Source organism: Cupriavidus sp. MP-37 (genome assembly GCF_020618415.1).
GTDB lineage: Bacteria > Pseudomonadota > Gammaproteobacteria > Burkholderiales > Burkholderiaceae > Cupriavidus.
In genome coordinates, this window is record NZ_CP085344.1 from 1,341,010 (window position 1) to 1,359,046 (window position 18,037).

General features: G+C 68.7%; 19 protein-coding genes. 6 read left to right on the forward strand and 13 right to left on the reverse strand.

What is annotated here, in order from left to right:
• The first annotated feature begins 182 nt into the window (after positions 1–182).
• The gene (locus LIN44_RS06305; protein WP_227313993.1) at positions 183–1,187 is read left to right on the forward strand and encodes a CobD/CbiB family protein; all 1,005 of its coding nucleotides are present in this window, start codon (positions 183–185) and stop codon (positions 1,185–1,187) included.
• A gap of 41 nt (positions 1,188–1,228) precedes the next feature.
• Here LIN44_RS06305 and LIN44_RS06310 read toward each other — a convergent pair whose 3' ends face one another.
• The 3 genes from LIN44_RS06310 to LIN44_RS06320 are packed head-to-tail and all read right to left on the reverse strand — an operon-like array spanning position 1,229 to position 3,793.
• On the reverse strand, positions 1,229–1,534 hold the full coding sequence (locus LIN44_RS06310) for a putative signal transducing protein (RefSeq protein ID WP_227313994.1): 306 nt from the start codon (positions 1,532–1,534) through the stop codon (positions 1,229–1,231).
• A 43-nt stretch (positions 1,535–1,577) separates the two neighbouring features.
• A complete protein-coding gene (rsgA, locus tag LIN44_RS06315; RefSeq protein WP_227313995.1) occupies positions 1,578–2,549 on the reverse strand; it encodes a ribosome small subunit-dependent GTPase A in 972 nt (323 codons plus the stop codon).
• Positions 2,546–3,793, reverse strand: a complete 1,248-nt coding sequence (locus LIN44_RS06320; protein WP_227313996.1) for a M48 family metallopeptidase — start codon at positions 3,791–3,793, stop codon at positions 2,546–2,548. Before LIN44_RS06320 ends, rsgA begins: the two co-directional genes overlap by 4 nt.
• A 220-nt stretch (positions 3,794–4,013) precedes the next feature.
• On the opposite strand from LIN44_RS06320, the gene orn reads away from it, so the two are divergent.
• Both orn and LIN44_RS06330 read left to right on the forward strand, forming a co-directional pair.
• Complete coding sequence (gene orn / locus LIN44_RS06325; protein WP_116337495.1) at positions 4,014–4,640, forward strand: oligoribonuclease; 627 nt, start codon at positions 4,014–4,016, stop codon at positions 4,638–4,640.
• 81 nt (positions 4,641–4,721) lie between these two features.
• Positions 4,722–5,603, forward strand: coding sequence for an AEC family transporter (locus LIN44_RS06330; protein WP_116378975.1), 882 nt, complete (start codon positions 4,722–4,724; stop codon positions 5,601–5,603).
• Positions 5,604–5,648: 45 nt separating this feature from the next.
• On the opposite strand, the gene mog is transcribed toward LIN44_RS06330, so the two are convergent.
• A complete protein-coding gene (gene mog / locus LIN44_RS06335; protein ID WP_227313997.1) occupies positions 5,649–6,287 on the reverse strand; it encodes a molybdopterin adenylyltransferase in 639 nt (212 codons plus the stop codon).
• Positions 6,284–6,895, reverse strand: coding sequence for a ribosome biogenesis factor YjgA (gene yjgA / locus LIN44_RS06340; protein ID WP_370641622.1), 612 nt, complete (start codon positions 6,893–6,895; stop codon positions 6,284–6,286). Before yjgA ends, mog begins: the two co-directional genes overlap by 4 nt.
• Positions 6,896–6,953: 58 nt before the next feature.
• Here yjgA and pmbA point away from each other — a divergent pair, with 58 nt between their 5' ends.
• Positions 6,954–8,321 carry a metalloprotease PmbA gene (gene pmbA, locus LIN44_RS06345; RefSeq protein WP_227313999.1) on the forward strand — a complete coding sequence of 456 codons (1,368 nt, stop codon included), beginning with the start codon at positions 6,954–6,956 and terminating at the stop codon, positions 8,319–8,321.
• Between the two features lie 158 nt (positions 8,322–8,479).
• Here the strand turns inward: pmbA and LIN44_RS06350 are convergent, their stop codons facing one another.
• The 3 genes from LIN44_RS06350 to LIN44_RS06360 all read right to left on the reverse strand — a co-directional run bounded on the left by LIN44_RS06350 (position 8,480) and on the right by LIN44_RS06360 (position 10,619).
• Positions 8,480–8,980: a dihydrofolate reductase gene (locus LIN44_RS06350; protein ID WP_227314000.1), complete on the reverse strand. Its 501-nt coding sequence runs from the start codon at positions 8,978–8,980 to the stop codon at positions 8,480–8,482.
• Positions 8,977–9,771 (reverse strand): thymidylate synthase, encoded by a 795-nt coding sequence (locus LIN44_RS06355; RefSeq protein ID WP_227314001.1) that lies wholly within the window; start codon positions 9,769–9,771, stop codon positions 8,977–8,979. The genes LIN44_RS06350 and LIN44_RS06355 overlap by 4 nt, the downstream gene beginning before the upstream one ends.
• Before the next feature lie 140 nt (positions 9,772–9,911).
• A complete protein-coding gene (locus LIN44_RS06360; RefSeq protein ID WP_227314002.1) occupies positions 9,912–10,619 on the reverse strand; it encodes a TerC family protein in 708 nt (235 codons plus the stop codon).
• Between the two features lie 577 nt (positions 10,620–11,196).
• On the opposite strand from LIN44_RS06360, the gene egtD reads away from it, so the two are divergent.
• Both egtD and LIN44_RS06370 read left to right on the forward strand, forming a co-directional pair.
• Positions 11,197–12,291: an L-histidine N(alpha)-methyltransferase gene (gene egtD / locus LIN44_RS06365; protein ID WP_227314003.1), complete on the forward strand. Its 1,095-nt coding sequence runs from the start codon at positions 11,197–11,199 to the stop codon at positions 12,289–12,291.
• Positions 12,292–12,421: 130 nt separating this feature from the next.
• Positions 12,422–13,678 (forward strand): SUMF1/EgtB/PvdO family nonheme iron enzyme, encoded by a 1,257-nt coding sequence (locus LIN44_RS06370; RefSeq protein ID WP_227314004.1) that lies wholly within the window; start codon positions 12,422–12,424, stop codon positions 13,676–13,678.
• An 84-nt stretch (positions 13,679–13,762) separates the two neighbouring features.
• Here the strand turns inward: LIN44_RS06370 and LIN44_RS06375 are convergent, their stop codons facing one another.
• The 5 genes from LIN44_RS06375 to LIN44_RS06395 form a co-directional block, all read right to left on the reverse strand.
• Positions 13,763–15,670 (reverse strand): DEAD/DEAH box helicase, encoded by a 1,908-nt coding sequence (locus LIN44_RS06375; protein ID WP_227314005.1) that lies wholly within the window; start codon positions 15,668–15,670, stop codon positions 13,763–13,765.
• Positions 15,671–16,485: 815 nt separating this feature from the next.
• Positions 16,486–16,728 carry a hypothetical protein gene (locus LIN44_RS06380; protein ID WP_227314006.1) on the reverse strand — a complete coding sequence of 81 codons (243 nt, stop codon included), beginning with the start codon at positions 16,726–16,728 and terminating at the stop codon, positions 16,486–16,488.
• Positions 16,729–16,831: 103 nt separating this feature from the next.
• A complete protein-coding gene (locus LIN44_RS06385) occupies positions 16,832–17,104 on the reverse strand; it encodes a hypothetical protein (protein WP_227314007.1) in 273 nt (90 codons plus the stop codon).
• A gap of 86 nt (positions 17,105–17,190) precedes the next feature.
• Positions 17,191–17,460 (reverse strand): hypothetical protein, encoded by a 270-nt coding sequence (locus LIN44_RS06390; RefSeq protein ID WP_227314008.1) that lies wholly within the window; start codon positions 17,458–17,460, stop codon positions 17,191–17,193.
• Between the two features lie 55 nt (positions 17,461–17,515).
• The gene (locus LIN44_RS06395; RefSeq protein WP_227314009.1) at positions 17,516–17,785 is read right to left on the reverse strand and encodes a hypothetical protein; all 270 of its coding nucleotides are present in this window, start codon (positions 17,783–17,785) and stop codon (positions 17,516–17,518) included.
• Between the last annotated feature and the right edge of the window lie 252 nt (positions 17,786–18,037).

An 18,037-nucleotide genomic window follows, 5' to 3' on the forward strand; every position in this document is an offset into this window, starting at 1 on the left:
GGCGGTTCGGTGCGAGAGCCCGCCCCATGGCGGGCTTTTGCTTTTGCGCGGCGCGCCGGGGGGCCGCGCGTAGCGCTGTGCTATCTTCTCGCTATGCATTGCGCCTGCGCCGGCACATCGCTGGCCAGTCGCGCCGGCCGGCCCGAACGGGCCGGCGTGCCCTTGGAGCACCCCGTACCAAGATGACCTTTGTTTCCATTCTCCTGGCGCTGATTGCCGAGCAGTTCCGCGCCCTGGGCCGCAACAACCCGATCTACGAGATCGTGCGCGCGCTCGGCGACCGCGCCGAGCACGCCTTCGACACCGGCCGGCCGCGCGACGCCGCGCTGGCGTGGCTGACCGTGGTGCTGCCGCTGACGCTGGCGGTGATCGTGGTGCACCACCTGCTGGCGTCGATCAGCGTGGCGCTGACGCTCGCGTGGAATGTGCTGGTGCTGTACCTGACGCTCGGCTTCCGCCAGTTCAGCCACTATTTCACCGACATCCACGAGGCGCTCAACCGCGACGACCTCCACACCGCGCGCACGCTGCTGCACGAGTGGACCGGGCTCGATACCGTCGAGATGCCGGTGTCCGAAATCGTTCGGCATACGCTGGAAGCGGCGATCATCGCCGTGCACCGGCACGTATTCGGCGTGTTCTTCTGGTTCCTGGTGCCGGTCGGCCCCGGCGGCGTGGTGCTGTACCGTACCGCCGAATACCTGGGCCGCCACTGGAACCTGCCGTCGACCGAGCGCAGCCCGGCGCTGGGCCGCTTTGCCGCGCGCGCCTTCTACCTGCTGGACTGGATCCCGTCGCGGCTGACCTCGATCGGCTTTGCCATCGTCGGCAACTTCGAGGACGCGGTCTACGCCTGGCGCAACCATGCGCGCAAGTGGAACGATGCCGTCAACGGCATCCTGCTTGCGAGCGGCGGCGGCGCGCTGGGCGTGCGGCTGGGCACGCCGCTGGCCGAGGACGATTCCACGGTGGTGCTGCGCACCAGCGTGGCCGGGCCGGCGGTGGACTACGCGCCCGGCATGGAAGACGCCGACGGCGCCAACGGCGGCCCGGAGCCGGCACCGCCCGAGTTCGGCACCGAGCCCGGCGTGCGCACGTTGCAGTCGGCGGTGGGGCTGGTGTGGCGCGCGGTGGTGTTGTGGATGCTGCTGCTGGCGATGCTGTCGCTGGCGCTATGGGTGGGCTGAGCCGCGTCTTTTGAAAGCGGTGCCGGGCTGGCCGGCGCCGGCTAGTCGCGGGCGGCGCCGCAGCGCCAGCACGCGCCGAACTGCGCCTCGTGCCATTCCCCGCAATGGCGGCATTGCCAGCTCGGCCCCGGCACCGGGTTGGCCGCGGCATTGAGCACCGCCCACGCCTGCGCCTCCATCTCGTCATCCACCAGCCACACCTGCGGCGCGCTCTCGCGGAACGGGATCTCGCCGGTCGCGCCGGCCAGCCAGGTATTGCGCAGTTCCGCCCGGATGCCGGCCGCGCGCAGGACGTTTTGGCAATGGGCCGCGTGGACGAGGGACGTGGCGGACAGCAGCAGTTTCATGGCAGCGCACCGGTAACCCAGGTGCGCTTACCTTACCACGGCTTCACCACGGTTTCTGCTGGCTGGATTCGTGCAGCAGCTGCGTGTAGAGCTGGTGCCGGCGTTCCGAGACGTCGCCGGTGGCCACCGCGGCCAGCACGCCGCAGCCGGGCTCGTTGACGTGATGGCAGTTGTAGAAGCGGCACGCGGTCAGCAGCGGGCGGAACTCGGGGAAGGCGCGTTCCAGCATGCCTTCGCTGAGGTGGTAGAGGCCGAATTCCTGGAAGCCCGGCGAATCGATCAGCGCCCCCTGGCGCCCATCGACGGTACCCCAGTCCTCCGGCAAATGGTAGAGCCGGGTGAAGGTGGTGGTGTGCTTGCCGGAATCGAGCTTGGCCGAGATCTCGCGCGTCTGCGCGTCGACGCCCGGGATCAGCAGGTTCAGCAGCGACGACTTGCCCATGCCCGATTGCCCGATCAGGATGCTGGCCAGTCCCGCCAGGCGCGGCCGCAGTGCCGCCAGCGCCTGCGCCGGATCGGCGCGCACCGACAGCTCCAGCGTGTCGTAGCCCAGCCCGCGGTACAGCGCCAGGCGGCCGCGCGCCTCTTCCAGCCGCTCGGGCAGGTCGGTCTTGTTGAGCACCACCAGCGGCCGGATCCCGAGCGCCTCGGCCGAGACCAGCGCGCGCCCGAGCAGGTCTTCGGAGAAACCCGGCTCGGTGGCCAGCACGATGATGACCTGGTCGATATTGGCAGCCAGCAGCTTGGACTTGAACTGGTCCGAGCGGTGCAGCAGGTTCTTGCGTGGCGAAACCCTGGTGATCACGCACTGGTCGGCGGCGGCGCGCTCGACGCTGACGTGGTCGCCCACCGCGCAGTCGCTCTTCTTGCCGCGCGGAAACGCGTGCATGCGCGCGCCGTCCTCCAGTTCGACCACATAGTGGCGGCCATGGGCGGCGATGATCAGCGCGGATTCGGTAGTAGTGCCGGCCGGGGTGCCGCCGCCGGCGTTGCGGTGACGCGCGGCGCGGCTCATGCGTGCGCCAGCAGGCGGTCGATCCGCTGCGCCGCGGGCGGATGCGAGTAGTAGAAGGCGCTGTAGAGCGGGTCGGGCGTCAGCGTCGAGGCGTTGTCCTTGTACAGCTTCACCAGCGCCGATACCAGGTGGTTGGCGTCGGTCTGGTCGGCGGCAAAGGCATCGGCCTCGAACTCATGGCGGCGCGACGACTGGCTCGACAGCGGCCCCAGCAGGAAGGTAAAGACCGGCAGCGTCAGGAAGAACAGCACCAGCGCCAGCGCGCTGTTCGACACGCCCAGGTTGGGTGCCACCCCCAGCCCGGTGTAGAACCAGCTGCGCGTCGCCAGCCAGCCCAGCAGCGCCAGGAACACCAGGCTCAGCGCGAAGGTCACGGCGATGCGCTTGGCCACGTGGCGGCGCTTGAAGTGGCCCAGCTCGTGCGCCAGCACCGCCTCGATCTCGTCGCCCGACAGGCGCGACAGCAGCGTGTCGAAAAAGACGATGCGCTTGGCGGCGCCGAAGCCGGTGAAGTACGCATTGCCGTGCGCGCTGCGCTTGCTGCCGTCCATCACGAACAGCCCCTTGCTGGCAAAGCCGCAGCGCTGCATCAGGCTCTCGATGCGCTGGCGCAGCGATTCGTCGGTGAGCGGCTCGAACTTGTTGAACAGCGGCGCGATAAAGGTGGGGAACACCACCAGCAGGAACAGGTTGAACGCCATCCACACCAGCCAGGTCCACACCCACCACAGCGAACCGGCGCGCTCCATCAGCCACAGCACCGCCAGCAGCAGCGGCAGGCCGAGCGCGCTGGCCACCAGCAGCATCTTGACCACATCGGCCAGCCACAGGCCGAAGGTCATCTTGTTGAAGCCGAAGCGCTGCTCGATGCCGAACTGGCCATACAGCGAGAACGGCAGGTCGACCAGCCCGCCGATCAGCGCCACGCTGGCCACCAGCGCCACGCCGTAGGCATAGCCCGGGCCGAAGGTTTCCAGCCAGAACTGGTTGAGCCACTGCAGCCCGCCCAGCATGGTGAAGGCGATCAGCAAGGCGGCGCCGGCCAGCACTTCCAGCATCGACAGCCGGGTGCGGGCGATGGTGTAGTCGGCGGCCTTCTGGTGCGAGGCCAGGCTGATGGTGTCGGCAAAGCGCGCCGGCACGGCCTGGCGGTGCTGCGCGACATGGCGCACCTGGCGCGCGGCCAGCCACAGCTTGGTCAGCACCATCAGCACCAGGGCGGCGAGAAAGACAATCGTGAACATCGGCAAGCGCCTTGTGGGTGCGGGCGCCCGGCCTTGCAGGCGACGGGTGCCCGTGGGGACCGCGCCGCGGGGTGGGGCAGGCGGCGGTCCGGAACTTCCGAAAACGGCGCCGCGCTGGTGCGCAGGCGGCCGTCCCGGACGGATATGCGAGAATTATAAATTGTTCGCGCCCGGCCCCGCCGCGGCCGCTGCCCTCCAATCCCTATCTGCCGCAGTCCCGATGACAAGCCAAGCCGCCGCCAAATCCGTCAAAAGCGAAAACAACCTGATCTGGCTGGACATGGAAATGACCGGCCTGCAGCCGGATACCGACCGCATCATCGAAGTGGCGGTGGTGATTACCGACTCCGAGCTCAATATCCTGGCCGAGGGCCCGGTGCTGGTGATCCACCAGAGCGATGCCGTGCTCGACGGCATGGACAACTGGAACAAGGGCACGCACGGCCGCTCGGGCCTGATCGACAAGGTCAAGGCCTCGACCCTGACCGAAGAGCAGGCCGAGGCCGAACTGCTGGCCTTCCTCAAGCGCTGGGTGCCGGCCGGCAAGTCGCCGATGTGCGGCAACTCGATCTGCCAGGACCGGCGCTTCATGGCGCGCTACATGCCCAAGCTGGAAGCGTTCTTCCACTACCGCAACCTCGACGTGTCGACGCTCAAGGAACTGTGCAAGCGCTGGGAGCCGGCCATCCACAAGGGCTTCGTCAAGCGCCAGCTGCACACCGCGCTGGCCGACATCCTGGAGTCGGTCGAAGAGCTGCGCTACTACCGCACCCACTTTATCCGCCACGCCGCGCCCGGCGCGGCCCCGTCCGCCGAGGCGCCGGCCGCCGGCACGCCGGCGCAGTAAGCGGAGCGCGGTTCCCGCAAGCCTCCCACCATTCCCGGCGCGCCGTCCCTTGCAGGCGGCGCGTTGCCCGTCCGCCTGCCCATGTTCGAGCGCATCGTCTCCATCATCACGCCGGTCATCCTGATCATCCTGGTCGGGTGGCTGTACGGGCGCAAGGCCCATCCGGACATGGCCGGCATCAACCGCGCCACGCTCGACGTGATCGCGCCGCTGCTGGTGGTGTCGGCCTTCGTCAGCAAGGACTTCGTGCTGGCCGACCAGCTGGTGCTGCTGGGTTGCGCGGTGGCGGTGGTGCTGGGCTCGGGCGTGCTGGCGTGGGGCCTGGCGCGCTGGATGAAGGTCGATCCGCGCACCTTCGTGCCGCCGATGATGTTCAACAACTGCGGCAACATGGGTTTGCCGCTGTCGGTGTTCGCCTTCGGCCCGGCGGGGCTGGCGCCCGCGGTGGCGCTGTTCGCGGCGTCGAACCTGATGCACTTCACCATCGGCATGAAGATCGTCAACCGGCATGCGTCGCTGGCGCAGATCGCGCGCAACCCCATGGTGCTGGCCACCGTGGCGGGGGTGGCGCTGGCGCTGGCGCGGCCGTGGTTCACGCTGCCGGACCCGGTCTACCAGTCGGTCAAGCTGCTGGGCGATGCCACCGTGCCGCTGATGCTGTTTGCGCTGGGCGTGCGCATGAAGGACGTGAGCCTGCGCAACTGGGGCATGGGGCTGGTCGGCGCGGCGGTGTGCCCGCTGACGGGCATCGCGGTGGCGCTGGCGCTGGCGCAGTGGGTGCCGCTGAGCGAGCTGCAGCGCGGGCTGCTGTTCGTGTTTGCGGCGTTGCCGCCGGCGGTGCTGAACTTCCTGGTGGCGGACCATTTCCGGCAGGAGCCGGACCAGGTCGCATCGATCGTGCTGCTGGGCAATATCGCCGCGGTGGTGTTCGTGCCGGTGGGGCTGTACCTGGGCCTGCGCTAGGGCAGGACACCCGCGCGGCGCGTGCCGGCGGGCGATCGCATTCGATCAGGCCGCGGGCCTGGTGCGTACCGCGTTCTTGGGACGCCAGGCCTTGACGATGGCTTCGTCGGTTTCCATGTAGGGGCCGCCGATCAGGTCGATGCAATACGGCACCGCGGCAAAGATGCCTTGCACCACCGGCTTGCCATCGGCGTCGCGCAGGCCTTCCAGGGTTTCGCGGATCGCGCGCGGCTGGCCGGGCAGGTTGATGATCAGCGCCGCGCGGCTGGCGGTCTCGCGGATCACCGCGACCTGGCGCGACAGGATCGCGGTCGGCACGAAATGCAGGCTGACCTGGCGCATCTGCTCGCCGAATCCCGGCATTTCCTTGGTGCCCACCGCCAGCGTGGCCTCGGGCGTGACGTCGCGGCGCGCCGGGCCGGTGCCGCCGGTGGTCAGCACCAGGTCACAGCCGGCCACGTCGACCAGCTCGATCAGCGTGCGCGAGATCTGCGCCTGCTCGTCCGGGATCAGCCGCTCCACCGCCTGCCAGGGCGAGGTCAGCGTGCGCCCGAACCAGTCGCGCAGCGCCGGGATGCCCTCGTCCTGGTAGGTGCCGGCCGAGGCGCGGTCCGAGATCGAAACGAAGCCGACGACGAGTTCGTCGGGATGGTGACGGACAACCGGCTGGGTGGTCTGGGTCATGCCTCGGGCTCCGGGGTAGGGGGTTGGTCCTCGGCGGCGCCGGCCTTGCCATCCTTCACGTCGAGCGCCGTCTTGATCGCCTGGAACAGCTCGCGGAAATAGCGCGGCGGCTTGCCCAGCTCTTTTTCCTTGCGCGCGTTGCGGATGGTGTTGCGCAGCGCCTGCACGTCGATGCCGGGATGCTCGGCGAGGAAGCGCGTCAGCGCCGCGTCGTCGGCCAGCAGCAGCTCGCGCCAGCGCTCGATCAGATGCATGCGGGCGGTTTCGGCCTTGCTGGTGCCCTTGAAGCCCTCCAGCGCTTGCCGGATCACCTCGACCTCTTCGTCCTCGAGGCCGCGCATGATCTTGCCCACGTACTGCATCTGGCGGCGCTTGCCTTCGTGGCTGTTGATGCGGCGCGCCTCGTGGATGGCGTCGGCGAGTGTTTCAGGCATGGGCACGCGCGCGAGGCGGTCCTTGGCCAGTGCCTCGAGTTCGGCGCCAAGGTCCTGCAGGGCGGTCATGTCGCGCTTGCGCTGCGACTTGCTTTTCGGTTCGTCGTCTTCCGGCTCGGGGGCAAAGCCTCCGGGAAAGCGCGAGCCTTGGTGGTTACGGGAATTTCGCGTCATGCCCGGCATTTTATCTTGCTATGATTGCCGCTTGGACTTTTGATGACACCCGCCCAGCATGGACCAGATCGCCGAACAGACCGCGCATTTCACCTACACCCAGGCCCAGCTCAGCGAGATGGCCGCCGATGTGCTGCGGGTGGCACGCGAGCTGGGGGCGACCGATGCCGCCACCGAGATCTCGGAAGGCAGCGGCCTGTCGGTATCGGTGCGCAAGGGGCAGGTCGAGACCATCGAGCAGAACCGCGACAAGGTGGTCGGGGTCACGGTAATGATCGGCAAGCGCCGCGGCAACGCCAGCACCTCGGACTTCTCGCCGGCCGCGCTGCGCGCCACCGCCGAGGCCGCCTACAACATCGCCCGCTTCACCGCCGAGGATGACTGCGCCGGCCTGGCCGAAGAGGAACTGCTGGAGCGCGCGCCGCAGGACCTGGACCTGTTCCACCCGTGGGCGCTCGATGCCGAAGCCGCCATCGACATTGCCACCCGCGCCGAGGCCGCCGCTTTCGCGGTCTCGCCGCGCATCCGCAACAGCGACGGCGCCAGCGTCTCGGCCCAGCATTCGCAGTTCGTGCTGGCGACCACGCGCGGCTTTACCGGCGGCTATCCGTATTCGCGCCATTTCATCTCGTGCGCGCCGATCGCCGGCAGCGGCAGCGGCATGCAGCGCGACGACTGGTATTCGTCCAAGCGCTCGCCGCTGGCGCTGGCCGCGCCGGAGGACATCGGCCGCTACGCCGCCGAGCGCGCGCTGGCGCGGCTGCAGGCGCGCAAGCTGTCGACGCGCCGCTGCCCGGTGCTGTTCGAGGCGCCGCTGGCCGCGGGCCTGCTGGGTGCCTTCGTGCAGGCGGTGTCGGGCGGCGCGCTGTACCGCAAGTCCACCTTCCTGTGCGATTCGCTGGGCCAGGCCGTGTTCGCTCCGCACGTTCAGATCCATGAGCAGCCGCACACCCCGGGCGCCATGGGCAGCGCCCCGTTTGACGAAGAGGGCGTGCGCACGCGCGAGCGCGACGTGGTCAAGGACGGCGTGGTGCAGGGCTATTTCCTGTCGACCTACTCGGCGCGCAAGCTTGGCATGCAGACCACCGGCAATGCCGGCGGCTCGCACAACCTGACGCTGTCGAGCAGCCTGACCCAGCCCGGCGACGACTTCCCCGCGATGCTGCGCAAGCTCGGCACCGGCCTGCTGGTGACCGAGCTGATGGGGCAGGGCGTCAACTACGTGACCGGCGACTATTCGCGCGGCGCTTCGGGTTACTGGGTCGAGAATGGCGTGATCCAGTATCCGGTCGAGGAAATCACCATCGCCGGCAACATGGCCGAGATGTTCCAGCAGATCGTTGCGATCGGCGCGGATGCGCTGGTGCGCGGCACCAAGGAAACCGGCTCGATCCTGCTCGAGCAGATGACGATCGCCGGCAACTGAGGCCGGCAACCGAGTGGCAGCGGGTTTTCTCCCCTCTCCCGCTTGCGAGAGAGGGGCGGGGGTGAGGGCCGGCGGTGGCAATAGCGACAGCCGTCACTTCGTCGAAGCTCCCGCCCTCACCCCAACCCTCTCCCGCAAGCGGGAGAGGGGGCAAACAATTACGATTCTTCCGACGGCGGCCGCTCGTACGTGACGAAGGCATAGTCGAAGCCGTTCGCTGCCGAATGATGGGTCTCGCGCGAGACTTCCAGCCATTGGCTGCGGTCGATCGGCGGGAAGAACGCGTCGCCCTCCACATCGGCGTCGATCTCGGTCACCACCAGCCGGTCCGCGCTCGGCATGGCCTCGGCATACAGTTGCGCGCCGCCGATCAGGAAGATCTGTTCGGCGCCCACGCACAGGCGCTGGGCTTCTTCCAGCGAAGGCGCGACCTCCGCGCCCTCGAGGCGCAGGTCGGGATTGCGGCTGACCACGATATTGCGGCGCCCGGGCAGCGGGCGGCCGATCGAATCCCAGGTCTTGCGCCCCATGATCACGGGCGCGCCCATGGTGGTGCGCTTGAAATGCGCCAGGTCTTCGGGCAGGCGCCACGGCAGCGTGTTGTCGCGGCCGATGGTGCCGTTGCGGGCGCGTGCGACAACCAGTGTCAGCAGCGTCATACGGCCACCGGTGCCTTGATGGCGGGATGCGACTGGTAGCCAACCAGTTCGAAGTCTTCGTAGCGGTAGTCGAAGATGCTGTCGGGCTGGCGCAGGATCTTCAGCTGCGGCAATGCCAGCGGCGCGCGCGCCAGCTGGGTCTGCACCTGTTCGAAATGGTTGTTGTACAGGTGGCAGTCGCCGCCGGTCCAGATGAAATCGCCCACTTCCAGGCCGGTCTGCTGCGCCATCATGTGGGTCAGCAGCGCATAGCTGGCGATATTGAACGGCACCCCCAGGAAGATGTCGGCGCTGCGCTGGTACAGCTGGCACGAGAGCCGGCCGTCGGCCACGTAGAACTGGAAGAACGCATGGCAGGGCGGCAGCTTCATGCGCGGGATGTCGGCCACGTTCCAGGCCGACACGATCAGCCGGCGCGAATCCGGGTTGGCGCGGATCTGCGCCACCAGCTCGGAGATCTGGTCGATATGGCGGCCGTCCGGCGCCGGCCACGAACGCCATTGCGAGCCGTAGACCGGACCCAGTTCGCCGTGCTCGTCGGCCCACTCGTCCCAGATGGTGACGCCGTGCTGCTGCAGCCAGCGCACGTTGGTCGAGCCCTGCAGGAACCACAGCAGTTCATAGATGATCGACTTCAGGTGCAGCTTCTTGGTGGTGACCACCGGGAAGCCTTCGCGCAGGTCGAAGCGCATCTGGTAGCCGAACACCGAGCGCGTGCCGGTGCCGGTGCGGTCGGCCTTGTCGGTGCCATGCTCGTAAACATGGCGCATGAAGTCGAGGTACTGTTTCATCGGCGCGGGGCGGGATGGAAGAGGTGGCGCGGGCGCCGGGCCCGCGAAACCGGCATTTTAAAGCAAGACGGGCCGCCCCTTCGGGCGGCCCGTCTTTTGCGGCAGGGCCAGGGCGCGAGGCCCTGGCGCCGGGGGCAGGCTTAGTGGCTGCCGGCCGGCTCCTGCTGCTGCTCGCGGCGCTTCTGCACCAGGTAGCCGGCGCCCAGCACGCCGCCGACGATCAGCACGTACAGGCCCCAGTTGACCACCGGGTTGGCTTCGAAGAACGCCTTGATCATCGGCTCGTGCACGATCATCTTGACCGCCGTGAAGGCCAGCACGCCGGCGCCCACGTAGATGATGACCGGGAAGCGGGCCATCAGCTTGAGCACCAGGCTCGAGCCCCACACCACGATGGGGATGCTGATCAGCAGGCCCAGCACCACCAGCAGGAAGCTGCCGTGCGCGGCGCCGGCCACGGCCAGCACGTTGTCCACGCCCATCACGGCGTCGGCGATGATGATGGTCTTCATCGCGCCCCACAGCGTCGAGGCGCCGGAGCCATGCTCGTCGCCGCCGCTGTCGTCGGACAGCAGCTTGTAGGCAATCCACACCAGCGCCAGGCCGCCCACCAGCATCAGCCCCGGAATCTTCAGCAGCCAGACCACGCCGATCGTCATGGCCGAGCGGACCACCACGGCACCCACGGTACCCCAGACAATGGCCTTCTTCTGCAGGTGGGGCGGCAGGTTGCGTGCCGCCAGCGCGATCACGATGGCATTGTCCCCGGCCAGCACCAGGTCAATGACGACGATGGACAGCAGCGCCGTCAGGAACTGCATCGTGAACAGATCGGTAAACCACTCCATGAACTCTCCTCAGGTACGAATCAGCGCAAGCGCGCGCATTGGGTTCGCCTGGATTCACGTGCACGGGACCGTGGGGGCGCCTTTGCAAACCATGAAGTCCAGGTTGCAAAGGTCTTGCTCGACCACTGGCGCGGTATGCGCGCCGGTAGTCAGCACAACCGGGGACTGCGGTCCCGGAATGACGATTGTGCTAAGGGCAAAGCCCCGGAGCTACTCCCCTTTGAGGGACACGGCCGGTTCAGGGGCCGCGCTAGGGCGGGATTATAAACGAACTGCAAGCGACATGCCCCATTAGGAAAGATACTGACTCAAGTTCTTCGAGGTGGCGTAATCGTCGCGCGCGTGCGCGCGATGCGGCAACCCGGGTGCGTCGGCGCGCTGGCCGTGATTTTGCATCGGGCCCGCCTGGGGCTGCGCGATCCGCCGGATCGGCCTATCCTTGAGGTTCGGCTCCGACCGATGCGTCCCGGACAGCACAGGCGCGCATTGCGGAGACCGGCGCGCACGACATGCACAGCGCGGCCTTGGGGAATACGCAGTGAAGCAGTGCCCATTTGCGACCACACAAGGAAACGACATGCCGGTTGTCCCGAACCCGTCCAATCCGCCCTCACATCACAAAGCCCCGCAGACATCCTTCCCGCCCCTGAACCACCATAACGGCCATGCCGTGGCGCCGCCCGCGCTGGTGGCGCTGGCCAATGGCCGCGCGCAGCGCCCGCCGCAGCCGGAATTCATGCAGCAGTACCGCGAAGACAGCGGCGCGCTGCGCGAGCAGGTGCTGTCCGGCCTGCGCGCCGCGCAGGCGGCCATCAGTCCCAAGTTCTTCTACGATGTGCTGGGCTCGCGCCTGTTCGAAGCCATCACCGACCTGCCCGAGTACTACCCGACCCGCACCGAGGCCGCGATCTTTGCCGGCGCGGCGCCCGCCATCGCGGCGCGCGCGGGCAGCGGCTGCGTGCTGGTGGACCTGGGCGCGGGCAACTGCGAGAAGGCGGCGCGGCTGTTCGGCAGCCTGCGCCCGGCGCAGTACGTGGCGGTGGATATCTCGGTCGAGTTCCTGCGCGCGACGCTGTCGTCGCTGCAGCAGCAGCACCCTGACATTCCGATGCTGGGACTGGGCGCCGACCTGTGCGCGCCGTTCGACCTGCCGGCCAAGGTCAGGCGCGGCAGGCGACTGTTCTTCTATCCGGGCTCGAGCATCGGCAATTTCGCCCCGGTGGAGGCGCAGGCGCTGCTGCAGCGCCTGCGCGGCGCGGCCGGGCGCGGCGACGGCGTGCTGATCGGCGTGGACCTGCACAAGGACGAAGCCACGCTGGTATCGGCCTATGACGATGCGCTGGGCGTGACCGCGGCCTTCAACCGCAACGTGCTGCGCAACGTGAACCGCATCGTCGGCACCGATTTCGCGCTGGACGACTGGCGCCACCAGGCCAGCTTCGACCGCGCGGCCTCGCGCATCCAGATGCACCTGCAGGCGTGCCGCGACGTGCGCGTGCAATGGGACGGCGGCGCGCGCGAATTCGCCGCCGGCGAGCGCATCCATACCGAGGATTCATACAAGTACCGCCCGGAGGACTTCGCGCTGCTGCTCGAAGCTGCCGGCTTTGACGACCCGGTGTACTGGTCCGACCCGCGCGGCTGGTTCGCGGTGTTCCACGCGCGCGGCTGACCGGCGCGCCGGGCGGGTAGTGTCATAATGGCCGCAGTCCGGCCGGGCGTGCCACGCCCGGGCCGCGGCCGGCCCGCGGCGGTCCGGATCCCGGCCTGTCCACCCTCCATTCCCTGCGCGGATTTCCCCGATGAGCGGCTTTCCCATGCTTCCCGATCTCTACTTCACCGGCGGCAAGGCGACGTGGTCGGACCCGCGCCGGCTGCCGCGCGAAGGGCTGGCGCAGGCACTGGTCGACGCGCGCAGCCGCACGCTGGCATGGCTGGCGCCGTTCGGGCAGACCCGCCGCGCCTGGGATGTGCCGCGCCAGTACGACGCCGATCCGCCGCTGTGGACGCTCGGCCACGTGGCCTGGCATGCGGAGTGGTGGTGCCTGCGCGGCGTGCGCCAGGTCGATCGCGGGGGCGTGCCGGTGCCGGTGGCGTCGGAGCCGTCATTGCTGGATGGCGCCGATGAATGGTTCGACCCCGACCGGATCGGGCCCGACGAGCGCTGGGAGATCGCGCTGCCCGACGTCGCGGTGATCAAGCGCTATGCCGCCGAGGTGCTCGACGGCGTGCTGCGCCGGATCGCGCTGCTGCCCGACGACACCGACCTGACCCTGTACCCGTTCCGCCGCGCGCTGCTGCACGAAGACGCGCAGGGCGAAGGCGTGGCCGCGCTGCTGCAGGCGCTGGGCATGGCCCCCGCGGAGGCCGCCGGCGCGGCGCCGGCGGCGGCCGCCGGACATGGCGGCACGCTGCATTTCCCGGGCGGGCGCTTCACGCTGGGCTGGAGCGATGCCGACGGCTTTGCCTGGCCCGACGAACTGCCGCCGCAGCCGACCTACGTGCCCGCGTTTGAAATCGACATGGCGCTGGTCAGCAACGCGCAGTTCCTGGAGTTTGTCGAGGACGGCGGCTACGAGCATCCGGCCTGGTGGTCGTCGGCGGGACGGCAATGGCTGATGACGCAGGAACGCTCCGCGCCGCGCTACTGGTCGCGCCATCCGGAATCGCGCGCGTGGATGCTGGAACGCTTTGGCACGCAGCGCACGCTCAATCCCGACGAGGCGGTGCGCCATGTCACGCTGTACGAAGCGCAGGCGTGGTGCGTCTGGGCCGGACGGCGCCTGCCGGCGGAAGCGGAGTGGGAGCTGGCCGCGACCCAGAACCGCGGCCTGCAATGGGGCGCGCTGCGCGAGTGGACGGCGACGCCGTACGAGCCATATGCCGGCTTTGTCGCCGCGCCGTCGGACGGCGCGATGGTGGGGCGCTTCGGCACGCACCAGGCGGTGCGCGGTGTGTCGTTCGCCAGTCCGGCGCGGCTGCGGCATGTGCGGGCGCGATGGGCGCGGCTGCCCGAGGATGACCTGTCCTTTATCGGCTTCCGTAGCTGCGCGCTGTAAGCACGGCGCGCAACAAAAAAAACAGGGCACCCGCGGGTGCCCTGTCTTCTGTCCGGCAGGTGCGCTCAGCGCACCACCGTCCGATCAACGCTCGTAACGCGAGCGGCTGTTGCGGTTGCCACCGGCATTGCCGCCGCCGTTGCCGCCGAAACCGCCGCCAAAGCCGCGGTTGCCGTCGCGGCTGCCGAAGCTGCGGCCTTCGCCATTGCCGCGGTAGCCTTCGCCATTGCCACGGTAGCCGCCGTTGCCACGGTTGGCGTCGCCGAAGCTGCGGGCGGCGCCGTCGCGGTTGCCGAAGCCGCCGCGGTTATCGTCGCCGAAGGTGCGGCCGCCTTCGCGGTTGCCGAAGCCACGGGCGCCGTCGCTGGCGCCGCGGTAGCCGCCGCCCTGGCCACGGTAGCCGCCTTCACGGTTGCCAAAGCCGCCGCGGTTGTCGTCGCCGAACGGGCGCGCGCCTTCCGCGCGGTTGCCGAAGCCGCGGCTCTCGCCGCCGAACTTGCGCTCGCCGAAGCCGGTGCGGTTTTCGCCGCCGCCGAACTTGCGCTCGCCGAAGCTGCGTTCGCCGCCGCGGTAGCCGCCGTTGCCGCCACCATTGCCACGGAAGTCACCGCGGCCGCCGCCCGGCTTGCCGCCGAAGTTCGAGCGCGGCTTGGGCGCGCGGCGCGGCTCCAGGCCCTCGATCACCGAGGCGTCGACGCGCTGGTTGGTGAAGCGCTCGATCCGGCGCCACTGGAACATGTCGTTGTGGTTGACCAGGTTGATGGCGATGCCCGAGCGGCCCGCGCGGCCGGTACGGCCGATGCGGTGCACGTAGTCCTCGGCCTGCTTGGGCAGGTCGAAGTTGACCACGTGGGTGATATCGGGCACGTCGATGCCGCGCGCGGCCACGTCGGTGGCCACCAGCACGCGCAGGTTGCCACGGCGCAGCGCGGTCAGGGTGCGGTTGCGCGCGCCCTGGGTCATGTCGCCGTGCAGCGCGCCGGCCGAGAAGCCGGTGTCGGACAGGCGCTCGGCCAGCGAATCGGCATCGCGCTTGGTCGCGGTGAAGACGATCGCCTGCTTGAGCGAAGCATCGCGCAGCAGGTGGTCGAGCAGGCGCTCCTTGTGCGACATGTCGTCGGTGAAGTGCAGGCGCTGCTCGATATGGCTCTGGTCGGCGCGGGCCGCGGCGATCTCGATGCGCTGCGGGTCCTTCAGCTGGCGCGACGCCAGCTGGGCGATGCGCGCATCCAGCGTGGCCGAGAACATCAGCGTCTGGCGCGAAGCCGGGGTGGCATTGACGATGGCGTCGATGTCGTCGGCAAAGCCCATGTCGAGCATGCGGTCGGCTTCGTCGAACACCAGCATCTGCAGCGCCGACAGGTCGATGCGGCCGGCATCGATATGGTCGAGCAGGCGGCCCGGCGTCGCCACCAGGATGTCAGGCATCTTGGCCAGCGCGGCCAGCTGCTTGGGATAGGGCATGCCGCCCAGGATGCTGGCGCAGACGATGCGGCGCAGGTTGCGGCCATACTTGGCGGCGGCCTCGGTCACCTGCAGCGCCAGTTCGCGCGTCGGCGTCAGCACCAGCAGCGCCGGCTGGGCCGGCGCCGGACGCGGGCGCTTGCCCTTCATGCGCTTGGCGGGCTCGGTCGGGCGCTGCGGCGCCGGCATTTCGCTGATGCGCTGGATCGCGGGCAGCATGAACGCGGCGGTCTTGCCCGAGCCGGTCTGGCTCGAGACCAGCAGGTCGCGGCCGGCCAGGAAGGCCGGGATGGCCTGGGCCTGCACCGGCGTGGGCGTGTTGTAGTTCAGTTCGGAGAGGGCGCGCAGGATGGCCGCATCGAGGCCAAGCGTGGCGAAACCGCTTTCCACGGCCGGGGCTTCCACTGCCGGGCTGGGGTTGAGCAGGGCGTCGAGCTTGTCGAGCGGGCTCAGGGCAGCGTCGGAAGTGATCGAAGCGTCGGTCGCGGAGGCAATAGCTTGCTCCGCACGAATGTCGTGCTGGGTCATGTCGGAATGGTCAAATAAATGCATGGCACCCCGGAACGCAGAATGGGGTGGGCGCAGTGCAAAGTCTTAAAAAGGCTTCGGCGCCAATCGGTGAGGCCGTTACGACAGACACAGCTGACAGTACGGCGGCAGGCAGGGTGGAGGCAGGTTACCGCGGGGCGGTCCGGCCATGTCCCTGGCAGGCAAACAGCTCAGTTCAGGCTGTTCAACAGGATCGGAGACGAGGCGACGTCAGGTGAGCGGTGCGTTCTGCTGGGCGGCTGGGGCCATATTGTGATGACTAGGCGTCCGGCAGCGAGGAAACAGAGCTTGGGAGGGCAGCGGATTCGCCGGGCAGGAAGCCGGGCGCTTGGCGGATCTCACAGTTGCGAAACTCACGGCGCGGATTATAGCAGAGTGCCAGAATTTTGTTGCACTGCGAAAACGTAACCGGATATGTCAGCGCTGCATCACCTCGGCCGCGGCCCCCGGCGCGCTGGTTGAAAGCCGAAATGCCCCGCCTATACTTGAGGCGCGAGCACACAGGATGCCCGCACGGGGCGGACGAAAACGTTCCCGCTTGACCTCCTCCAGCGGCATTGCGCCGCTGTTCGCGGCAAGCACTGCGGTCATTGACTCCAAACGCCAGGTCTTCCTGCGACTCTCCGGGTGGTCCGGATGGGCGTCCGCGTCATGGGCGGAATCATGGGAAGCCTGCATGGATACAGAATGACCGAACTGCTGACCGCGTGACCCAGGCGGTCCGGGCCCGTCCGCATCCAAAGCCCGCCAGCGATGGCGGGCTTTTCATTTGGGCGGGCCGTTGCGCGGCCGCTTCAGTCCTCGGCATCCTTGCCGGCGGCTTTGCGCGGCAGGCGGCCGAGCGGGGCCTCGCGCGGCATCACATGGCGCTTGCCGGGCAGGCCGCCGGGGTAGTCGACGATGCGTGCCGCGCCCGGGTGCCGCAAGCCATGCCACGCCTGGCCGCCGGCGGTGCGCCCGCCACCGAGGATGGTGGTCATGGCCTGCCGGTCGAGATCCATGCTGTCGGGCAAATCCTTGATGACGATCACTGCCATGGCGGTCTCCGGTCAAGCGGGGCCGCGGCCGTGCGGCCGCGGGACCGCTTCAGTATAGGCAAGGCGGGCCCGCGCGCCGGCGCGGGCCCGCCGCGCGTTGCGCTCAGACTGCGGCAAAGTTGCCGGCCCATTGCGACGGGTTGACGTTGACCCGCACCGGGCCGACGCCGGGGCCGACGAAGCTGTTGTTGAGCGTGTTGACGTTGATGCTTTGCAGTTGGGCGATGTTCTGGTTGACGTTGACGGTCACGTTGGCGAGGGGGCCGACCTCGCCGACGCCGCGGGCGAGCCACGAATTGCCTCCGCGTACGGCACACAGCGAGGCACGGTCCAGTTCTTTGCTCAGGGCCAGGTCGCGGACGATGATGTTTGACATGATGATGCTCCTTTGAATGGGATCGGGGGGCGGGCGCGGCGCTGGCTGCGTTCGGCAGCGCTCGCGCGCGCCCGGCACCTCGGCTATCAGCCGAAGATGTTGTTGGTGGCGTTCTGGTTGGTGTGCACGTCGGACTTGACGTGGTCCAGGAAGGCCGAGCCGTTGCCGTTCAGGTTGGTCACGGACTGCATCTGCGCGATGCTCTGCACGGCGCTGATGCTGTTGTCGACCGACGCCTTGATCGGCATGTAGACGGCGGCGAAGGGCAGGTACGACGTGCCGCCGCGCACGGCGTGCATGCGCTTGCGGTCGAGGGTTGCGGCGGCGGACAGGTCCTGGATGGTCAGCGTGGTCATGATGGTCTCCGGTATCGGTGGTCAGTGCTTGGGTTTCGTCAGCTGGCAACAGGGCTCAGCCGAAGATGTTGTTGGTGGCGTTCTGGTTGGTGCGCACGTCGGACTTGACGTGGTCCAGGAAGGCCGAGCCGTTGCCGTTCAGGTTGGTCACGGACTGCATCTGCGCGATCTCCTGCACGGCAGTGATGCTCTTGTCGAGCGACAGCTTGACCGGGCTGTAGACGGCGGCGAACGGCATGTAGGCGATGCCGCCGCGCACGGCGTGCATGCCCTTGCGGTCCAGGGTTGCGGCGGAGGACAGGTCCTTGATGGTCAGCGTGGTCATGATGGTCTCCAGTAGAGGAAGGGTGTTGCCTTGGGTTTGGGGTTCGAGCATCGGGTTGGTGTCGCGCTCGGGAGGGACAAACGCAGGGACTGTGCCAAGCCCGCGGGCACGTCCGCAGCGCCCGCGCAAGTCCCTGAAAACATGAGGAATTCGTCGTCGATGTCGGTTTGCCGGCAGGCCGCTCGCGGCGCCAGCCGCGGCCAGGTGTGACGGGCCCCGGCCAACAGGCGCAGCGCCGGTGTCGGCGCCGCG